Annotated in this window: 7 protein-coding genes; 1 reads left to right on the forward strand and 6 read right to left on the reverse strand. The window is 43.7% G+C overall.

Annotated elements, in window-relative coordinates:
- Nucleotides 1–172: 172 nt before the first annotated feature.
- From ACLI1A_RS08090 to ACLI1A_RS08115, 6 genes are all read right to left on the reverse strand, one after another.
- Nucleotides 173–853 (reverse strand): hypothetical protein, encoded by a 681-nt coding sequence (locus tag ACLI1A_RS08090; protein WP_411407954.1) that lies wholly within the window; start codon nucleotides 851–853, stop codon nucleotides 173–175.
- Complete coding sequence (locus tag ACLI1A_RS08095; RefSeq protein WP_411407956.1) at nucleotides 850–4107, reverse strand: carbohydrate-binding protein; 3258 nt, start codon at nucleotides 4105–4107, stop codon at nucleotides 850–852. Before ACLI1A_RS08095 ends, ACLI1A_RS08090 begins: the two co-directional genes overlap by 4 nt.
- Before the next feature lie 22 nt (nucleotides 4108–4129).
- A complete protein-coding gene (locus ACLI1A_RS08100; protein WP_411407958.1) occupies nucleotides 4130–5587 on the reverse strand; it encodes a glycoside hydrolase family 30 protein in 1458 nt (485 codons plus the stop codon).
- 107 nt (nucleotides 5588–5694) lie between these two features.
- Nucleotides 5695–6585: a hypothetical protein gene (locus ACLI1A_RS08105; protein WP_411407960.1), complete on the reverse strand. Its 891-nt coding sequence runs from the start codon at nucleotides 6583–6585 to the stop codon at nucleotides 5695–5697.
- Nucleotides 6586–6596: 11 nt separating this feature from the next.
- Entirely contained in the window at nucleotides 6597–8108 is a 1512-nt protein-coding gene (locus ACLI1A_RS08110) for a RagB/SusD family nutrient uptake outer membrane protein (RefSeq protein ID WP_411407962.1), read from the reverse strand.
- 17 nt (nucleotides 8109–8125) lie between these two features.
- On the reverse strand, nucleotides 8126–11239 hold the full coding sequence (locus tag ACLI1A_RS08115) for a SusC/RagA family TonB-linked outer membrane protein (protein ID WP_411407964.1): 3114 nt from the start codon (nucleotides 11237–11239) through the stop codon (nucleotides 8126–8128).
- Nucleotides 11240–11682: 443 nt separating this feature from the next.
- Here ACLI1A_RS08115 and ACLI1A_RS08120 point away from each other — a divergent pair, with 443 nt between their 5' ends.
- Nucleotides 11683–14556, forward strand: a complete 2874-nt coding sequence (locus ACLI1A_RS08120; RefSeq protein WP_411407966.1) for a triple tyrosine motif-containing protein — start codon at nucleotides 11683–11685, stop codon at nucleotides 14554–14556.
- The last annotated feature ends 44 nt before the right edge of the window (nucleotides 14557–14600 follow it).

The following is a 14600-nucleotide window of genomic DNA, read 5'->3' on the forward strand; positions in this document are numbered from 1 at the left end:
AAAGGTTGTATTGGAATTGCAATAGTTTACTAGAGGATTTTTAATGTACTTTTTTAAAACTGTTTTTTCATAATACTGACATTTATTAGTTAACTTTTTTCAGAACGAGACATAATGAAAAACTCCCCGAAGCTTCGGGGAGTTTTGCGTTTTTGGAAAGGGCCGTTGTACATTAATTGGCCTTGAATTGATACACCGGCGATGCGGTGCTGTTACCTGCCTGGTCTTTGGTTACTATTTTCCAATAGTAGGTACCGGCAGTTACGGTTACGCTCATTTGCGATTGTGTTATTGTGCCCTTTAGTGTAGAGGGGTTAGTAGTAGTATCCATATAAATGTCATAGCCGGCTATGTCGTTGTCTACATCGGCGCCGCTCCATTGCAGGGTTACAGTGCCTGTGCCTACCGTGCTGCTCATGGCAGGTGCCACTACATCGGCAGGGAAGGGGGCATGGCTGGTTATCGCGGTGCCTGCATTGTAAAATTTCCACGTAGGGCTGGTAACCGACTCACCTGAAGCCTTTTTTGCCACCACATACCATGAATACGGTGTACCTTTGGTCAACGTGGCTTCATAGGAGTTTGTAGTACCGGCGTTGTTTTGCAACAACGTTTGGTCGCTCAGGTTCTTTATGTATACAAAGTATTTCTCTGTGCCGTCAATGGCTTCCCAACTCAGGGTTACCTTATTCTGCGTAGCCGAAACATCAGTACCGGTAAGGCATTCGGTATTGTTCGCCGGGGCAGACAGGCTTACTTCCGTTGCGCTGCCACCGCCGTTGCCGTCATCACTTTTGCTGCACGATAGCGCTATTGCCGAGCAGGCTGCCATTACTATCATTATCTTTTTCATTGCTTCACGATTTTTGAGTTAGTAACATTACCTGCCGAAACCACGCGTACCATGTACACGCCCGGAGACAGTTTAGATACATCTGCTGCCATACTTCCTTTTTGTGAAGGATAGCTGTTGCTGTATACCTTTTTGCCCAGCGTATCAAATATTTCTACAGTTACGTTTGTATCGGCCTTGTAAGGGGTGTCTATGTAAACATTAGCGCCGTCTACCGGGTTAGGGTAAATTACCGCCGAAGCATCCAGTACAAATTTCTCGGTATACGTGCCCTGGCATGGTTTATTGGTGTTTACCGTAACGGTATTTTCGCCCGGAGCAAGGGTTAGCTCTACGGTGTTTTGGGTGGTGGTAAAGCTGTCGCCATTAAGGTTGATAGTATAGGTTTCGCCCCCGTACAGGTCCAGCGTTACCTTATGGTTTTGCCCGCTCATGCGCGATAGTACTGCAAGATCATCAGGCTGGTCTATAGTTACATCATAGCACTGCTGGTAGGTTGGGGCTTCCGCCAATGTAATGCACAGCTGGTAGTTACCGGCCTCAAGGTTAGTAAAGGCTGTAGAGGTGGTAAAGCTCGCACTGTTGTTAGTACCTGTAAGCGTAGCTGTGTAATTATGGTTAGCTAACGCAGCAATACTTATACTGCCGTTATTTTCGCTACGGCAGGTTTCTGAGGCAACCGTAACCGTAAAGTTATTTTGGGGTAAGGTAAATATAGGGCAGCCGTTAAAGTCTACCACACTGCCGGCAGGGGTGTTGGCACACTGGTCCTGGGTGTTTGGTACACCGTCCATATCATCATCGGGTTCCATGTAGGTAAAGCGCAGCCAGTTCAGGTTAAACTCAGGGTTCATTACCAGCATACGCAGGTAGTACCTTCCGGCAGGCATTTGCGCCTGCGATGTTTTTGTCTGCCAGGTTTGCCAACCTCCGGTAACGCTAAGGGTTACGGTTTCTACATCCAGTGTTGCCGCGTTTATAAGCTGTAGCTTTATCTGGCCTATGGCGGCATTACCCGCATAACGGTATTCTATTTTATAGTTACCGGTTTGTTCTACATTTACAAGATAATCCAGGTAGTCGCCGGTATTGGTGTAGCCTATGTTTTGGCCACCGCCCGTATCAGTAGTGGTTTCCAGGCTAAGGCCGTTGTTTACATAAAAGCTTTCGGCCTGTATGGTTCCCGGTATCGCCTGTACATTTCCTACACGGTTAGTTACTGCTTTGTCTGTAAATGCCTGTTGGGTTGTGGCATCAGCAGCAATAAGGTTAGTACCGGCGTAGGTAAGGGTAATAACGTCGCCGTTATTAATAGCAGTTGCAGGAATAAAGCTGAAACTGCTGGCTCCGGTTTGGGTAAAGCCTGAAATAGCTACAGCAGCACCGTTTATTTTTAGTGTCAATGCGCTTTGGTTATAATCGATACCTGAAACCAAACCTTTGTTAAAGCTTACTTCAATTTTATCGCCCAGTACGTTAGTGCCGGCATCTATTATCTTAAAGGCTGCATCAGTAGTTGCCGAAGGGTTTTTAAGCTCAAAATAGTTCAGGTTAAAGCCTGTACTGTCTACGTATAGTTTTACTTTGTTTGTTCCGGCATGCAGTATTACATCGGTAAGGGTAGCGGTTCCCCAAGTGGTATAGCCACCGGTGCCGCTTAGTGTAATGGTTTCCGAAATACGGCCGTTTTCATCTTCAAAGTGTAGTTTACCGCCATTACCTGCATAGCGAATGTCGATGTCGTAAGCGGTATCAGCAGTTACTTCAAGTGTGTACTGCATCCATTCGCCGGGTTGTATAAAGCCCACCTGGTAACCGTTTGAAGGGCTATCGGTAGTCGTTTCTATATCCACGCCGTCGTTTCGCATTTGCCAGCCCTGGTTCCATGCCTGGTAGGTTCCTCCGTCTGAATGGTAAGTAGCTACGTCATTATCTTTGTACGCATAGCCATTAGTACCAAAGTCATACTCTGTAACATACACTTTGCCCGGCAGGGGATGGTTCTTATATTTTTTGGTATCTGTGGTCTGTACCTGGCGGAACATAGCGTCCATAACACTATAGTTTATGGTAACGTTTTCTATTTTGTAATTGTCGGCTAATTGCATTAATGAAGCAAAAGCCACATCGGCTGCCGGTGCACTGCCGTTACCGTTCCAGTAGTCCAGTAGTTGCTGATAGCCTGCCGGTTTACTAACGCTGGTCATGCCCGAAATACTTTCTATTTTTTTCATGGGCCACCACGACCAGCCTATGTTGTTTGTTTCGGCCAGTTTTATAGCATCGGTAAACCATACGTTGCCATTCTCACCACTTTCACCCAGCCATAACGGCACGTTGTACTGGTTACGCAGGTTCAGCATTCCCTGTATAGAGCCGGTTGAATTGTTGTTCCAGTACTTATGGAAGCTTAGTGCCATGTTAGTGTCCCACAGCGGGAAAATGCCGTTGTAGTTGTTACCCCAGCAGTTACCTTCTATAATAATCATGTGGTTGGTGTCTACCTGGCGTATACTTGTGGTTATATCCATCATAAGGCTGCGTAGCGGGCCGTTATTGCCTTCGTCGCATCCGTTTTGGTTGGTGCCCGTAAAGTTCCAGTTTGGTTCGTTTATCAGGTCGTAAGCGCCTATCCAGGGGCTGTCTTTATAGCGGTCGGCCAGTTTGTGCCACAGCGCTATCATTTTCTGTTTGTTAGCTTCGCTCTCCCAAAGCGATGGTTTAGACGGGTCGTAATCGCTAATGTTCGCGTCCTTACCCTGTCCGCCGGGTGCCGCGTGCATGTCCAGTATCAGGTACATTTGGTTATCGGCACACCATTGCAATAGCTGATCGGTACGCTCAAAGCCCTCATCCAGCCAGGTTTGCTGCCCTGAAACGGGTTCCTGCTCTATAGGCAGCGTATACAGGTTGTAATGCATGGGTAGCCTTACTGAGTTGAAGCCCCATGCTTTTAGTGAGTCTATGTCGCGTTTGGTAATGCCGTTGTCTCGGTATTTTTGGTAAAAAGTCTCGGCATTGGCTTCACCAACTACATCAGTAATTTTTTGGCGAATTTCGTGCTGGGTTCCGGCAAAATTAGATGTTTGCAGCATATAGCCTTCCTGTATCATCCAGCCGCCAAGGCCCAGGCCACGCAGCACCACATTGTTTCCGTCTCCATCCACAATGTTTTGTCCCTGTTGGTGGAGGTACCCCTGGCTAAAGCCGGCTGTACCTGCCAACAAGGTTATTAGTAAAAGTATTTTCTTCATAATTGTGTGTTGAAAGGTTTTCCTAATACACCAGAGTTTGTATACCGTGCGCAGGGATGGTGAAAACCGCACGCTGGCTACCGATGATAAGGTTGTAATCTATCGGTTTATCGGTTTTGTTAAGGACTACGGTTGCTATAGAACCGTTAGGGTTTTTAAACGACGTACTTTGTAACACGCTCCTGCTTGTAGCAGCGCTGATACGCTTAGCGCCCGGCTGCACAAATTTTGAAAAATGCCCTATATAGTAATATGCAGGGGTAAAAATCAGGTCGTCTTTTTTAGTATCATAGTGTACCGGGGCAAAACAGAAGTTACCCACATGGTTAGGGCCGCCCTGTTCATCAAGAAGTATGTTCCAGTCGGTCCATCCGGTAGTACCGTTGTTAAAGTCGTTAATCATCTGTTCGCCATAACGCTCAGCATTTGGCCATGACTGATATTTTGCAGGATTAAACACTTCGGTACACCCTTCGGTAAACATAAGGTTCTTATCCGGGTACGCTTCATGCACACGCGCTACGTTGTTAAATAGCGGTTCGGCCTTAGTCCAGGTTTCATACCAGTGGAAACCCATACCCCAGGCGTATTTAGCTGCTTCAGGGTCTGAGAAGATAACATCGGCACGCTGGGTCATAAGGTCGCGGTTGTGGTCCCACACAATGATTTTTTTGTCTTTAAATGCCTTATTTATGGTAGGGCCAAGGTAATTTTTCAGGAAATCACGCTCGTCTTCGGCGGTGTATATGCACGATTCCCAGGTTTGCGTAGCCATGGGTTCATTTTGCAGGCTTACACCCCATACCGGAATACCTTCTTTTTCGTAGGCGTTTATAAACTTTACATAATAGTTTGCCCATGCCTGGTAATATTCGGGCAGTAGTTTACCACCTTTCAGCATAGTTTTATTGTCTTTCATGAAAGCGGGGGGGCTCCATGGGCTTGCAAACAATGTAACCTTGTTAGTTGCGGTTTTCATTGCCTGCTTTATAAGTGGAATACGGTATTTTTTGTCGTGCTCTACGCTGAATGATTTTAGTTCTTTGTCGCCCTCAGTAATATAAGTATAACTGCCACTGCTAAAATCGCAACTGTGAATGTTTGTGCGGATGATAGAGTATCCAATTCCTTTATTGGCATCATAGTATGCGGTAAGGAACTCCTGTTGTTTTTCTACGGGAAGCTTTGCAAATACTTCTGCGCTTGCATCGGTTATGGCACCGCCTACACCCATTATGGACTGAAATGCTTTATCGGGTGTTACAAATACCGAAATATCTGTTTCCAGGGGTTGCTTAGCTGATGAAAATGTGCCAGAAGCTGTATTGCTTAGTTTGTGTTGGGTATTTTCGGCTGTGGTGTATACGGTTATATTTTTTCCTGCTGCATTGTAGTGCTCTTTCTTTTTGGCTTTTGGTTGCTGTGCGCTAGCCATTGCAGTTGCTAAAAGCACAAAAGCCATGATACTGTTCTTCTTCATTAGAAAATTTTTGTGTGCAAAGTGCTGCACGAGTTTTTTATTTAAGAAAATAGCCTGTACTCAAATAAATCTGGTTACAGGCTATTGCAAACTAACCCAAATGTTCTTTATCCTAATTTGCGCATACTAACATCGGAAACAGTAATATGGTTAACACCATTTGTAGATCCTGTACCGGTTTTTATCACAAAATAAATAGTACCTGCAGTAGTAAAGGTTACCTGGCTTCCGGTGCCTACACAACCAACGGCGGTAAGCATACCACTGAATGATGAGGTAGCACAGCCTGCCCATGTGTTAAGGCCCAGTACTACTGTAGGGTCGCTACCGTAATCGCTGCCATTTACAGGTTGTGTTGTTCCTGCAAATACCTGGAACCACATTTGGTCTGAGGCTCCCGGGCTTTCTACATGCATATCAATGATGTAAGTTCCTGCTTCTACCTGAACAGCCTGATAAATACCCTGACCCGACCACGCGTTTGCAACACCGCCGTTAGCAGTGGCACTGCCGCTGTTAAACGTCCAGGTTACGGTTTCGGTACCCGAAGTATTAAACACGCTCCAGTCTGATGAGGTTTCAAAATTCGGGCTGTCTATAATGTTTGGTCCGATTACCGAAGTGGTAATTTCAAAAGTTTGCTGTGATACAGAATTTGTACCTCCGGCAAAGCCTACCGCCCTGTGTACAAGTGTATACGTACCCGGGGTAGGGAAGGTAAAGTCTTTTATTGCATCTCCTTTAACCTCTGTTTCGGTATCAGTAGGGTTTGGTGTATGCACTAACCAGGTGTGGTATTGTATATCACTGTCTGTAACTGCTGTGGCAGTATAGTGGTTACCATCTGTAGTGGTTGCTGTAAAGCTGGCATCTACATCGGCCTGGGTAAGCGGGTTACCTCCTGTAACCGTGTCTGGGCTACAAGCAGCAAGCATAATAACCGAAGCCATACAGCCGGCTAAAATCGCCTTATTTATATTTAAAAACTGTTTGTTCATAACGTATATAATTAGTTGTAAGCTGGGTTTTGGGTAATACTGGTGTTCAGGGTTTCGTTTAGCGGTATAGGCCAGTGTTCGTGCTTACCGGCTACAAATCCGCGTGGTGCAAGCACTGTAGCAGCTTTGCCCGAACGAACAAGATCGTGCCAACGGTGACCTTCACCAGCCAGCTCCTTACGACGCTCCAGGTAAATAGCATCAAGTGAAACAGGAATAGAGGCAAGGCCCACCCTTGCGCGTACAGCATCTAGTAACGCCTGTGCCCTTGCACCTTGTCCGTTAAGTGCTTCAGCTTCCATAAGGTACGTGTCTGCAAGACGGATAATGTAGGTGTTTTGCCTGAAGTTAAGGTCTGGCGAACCTCCGCCATCGGTTACATCGGTAGTACGAGGCATAAACTTCTTAAGGAAATAGCCTGTATCCTTATAACCCGGTGAATAAGCTGCATCTCCTGCTGCTGCAAGACCTCCTATGTTAGCCAGTGTGGCATCCATCCGCGGGTCGCCGTTAAGCGCAGCTACAAGATCAAGGGTAGCAGGGTTAAAGCTCCATCCGGTCCTGTAGTTAGGTGCATTACTTGTTGTAGCACTGTAACCACGTGGGCCTACCATTACGTTAAGTGAGTTACCCTCATCATATCCTGAACCCCACCAGCTCCAGTCTGCATTACTTTTGTTAGTATGTGCACACTCAAAGATAGACTCTGCGTTGTATTTGTTGTCTATTACCCACAGGTCGGCATAGTTAGCCAGCAGGTGGTTACCGTACTGGTTAGTACCGCCCGGTGTGCCGTTTACTTCGGCAAACTGTGCAGCCGCTTCGGCATTTTTATGCTCAAAAAGATATACTTTACCCAGTATAGCCTGTGCAGCACCACGGTTTAGCCTTCCTGCTTCTGTAGCCAGGTTTAGTGTGGCCGGAAGGTCTGGTATTGCCTCAAGCAGGTCTGTTTCTATTTGTGCATACACATCTGCCGCAGGGCTTTTTTGTATGGTATAAAACTGGTCTGGGGTAAGGTTAGTGGTATAAAAAGGTATATCACCAAACATGGTTACCAGCTGAAAGTAGTAGTATGCCCTAAGTGCTTTTGCCTCAGCAGCAAAACGTGCCTTAACAGTATCATCCATAGGTACACCCGGCAGTTTTGCCAAAAGTACGTTTGCACGGAATACTCCCTGGTAAAAATCGCTCCAGTAGCTTTGCGGTATTAGCGAAGGGTTTATGGTATAGTTAGACCAGCTTTGTATACCGGCACCGTCGCCAGAGTTACCACCACCGGCATAAAAGTCATCTGAACCGGCATTTAGTATAGAGATCATGTTCTCAAAACCGCCCGATTGTTTCCTTACTACATCATAAGCAGCTACAACACCTGTATAGGCTTGTTCTTCATTTTTATAGTAGTTATCTTCCAGGTATGTACCTGCCGGGTCTACCACCAAAAAGTCGTCTGAGCAGCTGTACAGCGCCACAGCAGCAGTAAGTATAATTAAGTTACGTTTTAAAATCCTTGTTTTCATTTTTCAATTTTTTTTAATTACAACGATAAGTTAACCCCCATCATAAACGACTTGGCTTGCGGATAGTAACCACGGTCTATACCCGATACGTCTCCACCGATTTCCGGATCGTAACCTGTGTATTTTGTAAATGTGAACAGGTTTTCGCCGGTTACATATATCCTTGCTTTAGCCAGTCCTGCCTTAGAGATAATATTTGTAGGCAGTGAGTAACCAAGTTGTACAATTTTTATCCTGAAATAATCTCCGTTTTGTAGGTAGAAGTTAGACATCCTTTTAAAGTTACCGTTGTCGTCAGATGTAGAAAGCCTTGGGTAGCTGTTAGATGTGCCTTCGCCTGTCCAGCGGTTTAGCGCCGCAGTTTGCCAGTTAGCATAGGTAAGGTCTATCCTCCTTAAGCCCTGGAATACTTTGTTTCCACTTGCGCCCTGACCGAATAATGTAAGGTCGAAGTTGGCATATTCAAGGTTAATGGTTAAACCATAAGTAACTTTTGGTAGGGGAGAACCCAGGTAGGTGCGGTCGTCTTCAGTAATTTTTCCGTCGCCGTTAAGGTCTTTAAACCTAAAATCACCAGGACGCACTGTAACACTTTCAGGTACTGCAGCAGCATCTATTTCGGCCTGATTCTGGAAAATTCCATCGGTAACATAACCATAGAATTCGTTGTAAGAAGAACCTACTTCATATCGGGTAATAGCACCCATAGACTGGAAGCCCGGGCCTGTATTATACTTGCGGTCTTCACCTACTGAAGTAACTTTGTTTTTAAGCGTAGAAGCATTTCCTGATACCGTTAAATGCAGGCCGCCTATTTGTTTACGGTATGTAGCAGAAATGTCTAAACCTGTGTTTTGCATATCGGCTACGTTACCCCTTGGTTGTCCTGTAGCACCTACATAACCCGGTAGTTGTACGTTTTGAAGTATACCGCTTGTTTTTTTCTTATACCAGTCAAATTCTATAGACAGGTCGTGGTATAGCGATGTTTCAAAACCGATGTTTGCCTGGGTTGTTTCTTCCCATTTAAGGTCTGGGTTTTTAGGAGCATCAGGGCTGTAACCTACAGTAACATTGTAATCGCCCTGGCCAATGGTATAGTTACGGTTACCGCCTACAAGAGAAAGGTAACTGAAATCGCCAATAGCATCGCTACCTACTACTCCGTAACCACCACGAATTTTAAGGTTAGTAACTACCTTGTTTTCTTTCCAGAAATCTTCTTTTGAAGGTACCCATCCTAATGAAAACGAAGGGAAAGTACCGTACTTGTAGTTAGGCCCGAAACGAGACGAACCGTCGCGGCGTATAATACCGGTTACAAGGTATTTTTCTTTATAGTCGTAGTTAAGCTTTGCAAATAATGAAGTAACAATGTGTTCGTTACCGGTGTTAGACCATCCAATGATGTTATCTGACGATGTAGGCCAGTTAAAAGAAGCCTCAGCATGAGTGTTTACCGGCTGGTTAAGGTAGCTGGTACCCTGGCCGTACGTTTTGTTGTCTACATAAGCTCCCTGACCAATTAGCACATTTACATTATGTCCGCTAAATGATTTAGTGTAAGAAGCTGTGTTTTCTATATTCCAGCCAAAACCACGGTGTGTTTCACGGTACAGGCTGTTTTGTGTTTGGTTGTTTTGGTTGGTGTTTAGGTACGATTTAGGAGAGAAGCTTTCGCCACCCCAGTACGATAGTTTTCCACCTACGGTCGACTTTATTTTAAGCCCTTCAATAGGAGCTATTTCCAGGAAGGCATTACCTACAAAGTTATCTGCCCAGCTGTAGTTGCCTTCACGTACTTTGGCATAAGCAAGCGGGTTGCTCATTTCGTTTGCCACGTCTTTAGAGATACCGTAAAGATTACCGTTATCATCCCTTACTGCATACTCCTGGGCATAGTCGCCCGGATTTGGCAGTGAAGAAATTATAGAAGGATCTGTAATAACTACCGGGGTAGTAGGGTCCAGGTTGATGGCTGAAGCCAACGGACCTCCAAATTCGTTATTGGTATTACCTATACCTACAGTTTTTTCATTTGAATAACCCAGTGTTTGCCCAACAGTTACATATTTCCCAATTTTATGTGTTGAGTTTAACCTGATGTTTCTGCGTACATAATTTGATATGCTTGGCATAACAATACCTTCCTGGTCAGTAAGGCCTACAGACATGTAGAAAGTAGACTTGTCTGTACCGCCGCTTACACTAAGTTCGTGCTGAGATCTTTGTGCTTTGTGGAAAATTACATCCTGCCAGTCTGTACCTGTTCCAAGGTCGGTATTTTGGAAAGGCAGCTGGAATGTACCATCGGTATAACCGTTAGCATATTGCTCATTTCTAAGCGATGCATATTGCGATGCATTTAGCAGGTCTAGTTTCCTGGCTGCTGTAGATACACCTGCAAATCCGTTGTAGTTAACACTAAGCTTGCCTGCTTTACCTTTTTTTGTGGTAATAAGGATAACACCTGTGGCAGCACGTGCTCCGTAAATGGCCTGAGAGGCAGCATCTTTAAGAACCTCTACCGACTCTATGTCGCTTTGGTTTAGAAAGTTGATACCACCATTATCTACAATAACGCCATCTACTACCCAAAGCGGGTCGTTGTTGTTAAAAGAGGTAATACCCCTTACACGTATGGTAGCACTCGAGCCCGGCTGACCTGCGTTTTGTGCCACATATACACCCGATGCACGTCCTTGAATGGACTGGCCTACGGTAGTTAGTGGCATGTTTTCCAGGTCTTTTGCCTTAACGCTGGAAATGGCGCCGGTTACCACGCTTTTCTTTTGTGTACCATAACCTACCACTACTACTTCTTCCAGCGTTTTAGTAGAAGGGGCAAGGGAGGCATTAATGGTTGTGCGGCCATTTACCGCTTCTTCTATTGTAGTGTAACCTACAAAACTTATTACCAGGGTGGCATTTGGGCTTGCCTTTACCTGATAATTACCGTCAATATCTGACGATACTGTGTTAGGGGTTCCTTTTACAGTAATGGAAGCACCCGGAACCGGCATACCGGTTTCATCTGTTATCTGTCCTGAAATGACAGATTCCTGCGCCCATGAGGTAAGCGCGAAGAGCAGACAAATTACATGGAAAATACGTAATTTTAAAAATTTCATACTCGTTAAAATTTGGGTTGATTATTTATTAATAATGAGCAATTATACGCCTATTTTTTAGGTTTTATCAATCAGTTTTCATTACAAAAACACATCAAAATGAAATTTTGTACTATATAAAAACACATCAAAATATTTATAAGTTATTGAAAATCAATTTTAAAAAATATTTTTTACACTTAGTTAAATTGTTAATTTTGTACAAAATACCCTTACAAAACAGATATTTGTAATTATAACGTTGTAGTTATTTATATCTCAATTTGTTAACTTTTGAAGCAAAGTTTAAAAAACAACATTTTTATTATAAATTTTGCAATAGAAAGAGGGGCTTAAAACAGGTTATTTTGATGGTTTTTGCCCGGTTTACAGGCATGCTAACTACATCGTTTTATTAAAAGAGAAGGATATTTAATATTTTAGTGCATCCAAAAACATTAATAATGCATTTTACAAGACATATTTTTATAATAATTCTATCGCTTATTATACCCACATGCCTTTTTGCGCAGGTAAAGAGTATAGGATTGCCCAAGATTATCAACTATAAAAAGTCTGATTACTTAGGTGGTGCACAAAACTGGGATATAGGGCAGGATAAAAACGGGAACCTTTATTTTGCCAATACTGCCGGCTTATTGCAGTTTAACGGTACTTCATGGAGTAAGTTTGTTATTCCTAATGTTACTGTTCGTTCGCTTAAGGTTGCCGATAACGGAAGAATTTATGTAGGTGGTTATAACGAGTTTGGCTATTTTGAAGCCAATAAAAAAGGTAAACTGGTTTATCATTCGGTTTCTAAGCTTGCTTCGGCTAATTCTAAGAAAATCATCGACTTTGTATGGAAAGTGCATATTGTGGGCGACGAGGTTTTCTTCCACACTTTTTTCCGTACCTATATATATAGTAAAGGTAAATTGAGCATCCTTGAACCGCCTAACCGTTTCCAGTTTTCATTTATGGTAAACGGAACCTTATATTTTCAGGATATTGGTGCCGGACTTTTAGAATACAAAAACGGTATGCTTAGCGCGCTGCCGGGAACCGAGATGTTTAACGGTACCGAAGTTTGGGGAATTTTGCCGTTTACAAATAGCCGTCTCCTGGTTATTACCATGGATAGGGGACTGTATTTATATGACTTTAAAAAAGTAGAACCCTGGAAATGTGATGCTAATGATTTTATCTTGAAAAACAACTCATTAGGAGGGCGCATGCTTAATGGCCGGTTTATAGTACTGAATTCGGTGCTTAATGGAGTTATTATTTGCAATACCGATGGTACTATTGTGCAGCACGTTAATAATAAAAAGGGGCTGTTTAATAATACCGCACTTAGCTCGTATACCGATTCTATGGAGAATTTATGGCTGGGGCTTGATAATGGTATTGCTTATATTAATATAAACTCGCCATTTACCTATCTGGGTACCAGCTTCGATCTAAGTTCTGTATATTCATCGGCTATTTATCAGGGAAATCTTTATGTAGCTACAAACCAGGGCGTATATAGCCATGTATGGAGACAACCGTTTAAGGAGGAAAGTTTTATGTTTATTCCGGGTACTACCGGGCAGGCCTGGTCGCTTGAAGTGCACGACGGCGAAATGCTGTGTATGCACAACCGCGGTCTTTTTGCTATATCAGCAGGTAATGCAGTGAGGTGTTTAGATGATAAACGGGGTTATCTTGGCGTAAAACCCATACCGGGCAGGCCGGGTTACCTTATGGCAAGTAATTATCATGGTTTTGCGGTGCTGGAGCATACACCTTCCGGATGGCAGTTTCGTAACCAGGTGGAAGGGTTTGATATTAGCGACAGCCGTTTTGTAACCGATGGTGGCAATGTGTGGCTGCTAAAAAACTATGTGCTGTACAAACTTAAACTTAGTAACGACCTGAAGCGTTTTGTGGTTACGGCTACCTACTCATCCTTATCTAAGGAAGTAAAATCCATAACAAGTGTGCAAATGATACAGGGCAAGATTTACCTGCAGGGTAAAAACAGGTTTTTTACCTACAATGCTGCCACTGATCATTTTACCGAAGATAAAGTAATGACTGAGTTATTCAGCAAATTACCCACCATACGTTATTGCCTTGAAGACAATAAAGGTAACATAAGCTACTTTTATGGCGATTCATCAATGGGTATGCTTATGAAGCAGCCAAACGGCACCTACAAGGATGTAAAATCGCCTTTTTCGGCCATAACGGGTAACCTTGTATATTTCTTTGAATCAGTTAATGCCATAGACGATAAAAATGTATTTATAGGCCTTACCGAGGGGCTTGCACATTACAACCCGAAACTGTATTACGGTACTACTGCCAAGCCAAAGTCTTTTATAAAAAGTTTCTCGTTTGGCGTTGATACGCTTTATACCGGAAACCGTCCGTTAATTAAGGATATAAGTATTCCGTTTAAGTACAATAGTGTGAAGTTCAACTTTTCTTCACCTACGTATGATAACCCAGAAAACATTAAGTTCTCTTATAAGCTGGATGGTTTTGATGATAAGTGGAGCAACTGGACCAATGTTTCGGTTAAGGAATACACTAACCTGCATGAGGGTAATTACCGTATGCTTGTTAAAGTACGAAACAGCTCGGGCGAGCAGTCAGATCCTGCTAAAGTTTCGTTTACTGTAAACCCTCCGTTTTATAGGCATCCGCTCGCGTTTGTAGGGTATATATTACTTGTAGCTGCCGGAGTATATGTTGTTCGCCGAAGGGTGAAAACCAAAATCCGCCAAAACCGTTATTACGAAACATTGGAGCAGCGCCGTCTGTACCTGGAACGTGAAACTAAGATACGCCAGGAGCAGTTTGAGCTTGAAAAGGAAATTGAGCGCCTTAAGAATGAACAGCTTAAGGTGAAGATACTTACTAAGGATAAGGAGTTGGTTAACAATTCGTTACAGGTAGTTAAGAAAAATAAGATGCTGAATGGTATCATCAATAAGCTGAAGGATATTAACCCGGAGGTTATGGATGAGGCTACCCGTAACCAGTTTAACCGCCTGAACAAAACCATTAACAAAGAACTGAATACAGATAAAAGTTGGAACAATCTTGAAAAACACATTCGCAACGTGCATTTTGATTTCCTGAAGCGCCTTAAGGAAAAGTACCCAACGGTTACCCCACGTGAAATGGACCTGGCTACCTACCTGCTTATGAATATGAGTACTAAGGAAATAGCCGAGATAATGAACATAAGCGATGGGGGAGTGGAACTGGCCCGTTATCGACTGCGTAAAAAGATGGATTTGCCCCGCAAAGAGAACCTTACCGGTTTCCTGATGACGATATAAATAGAAAAAGGACTGCCTCAAAAGTAGTAATTACTACTGGGTGT

This window comes from Flavobacterium sp. RHBU_3 (assembly GCF_046613565.1).
Taxonomy (GTDB): Bacteria; Bacteroidota; Bacteroidia; order Flavobacteriales; family Flavobacteriaceae; genus Flavobacterium.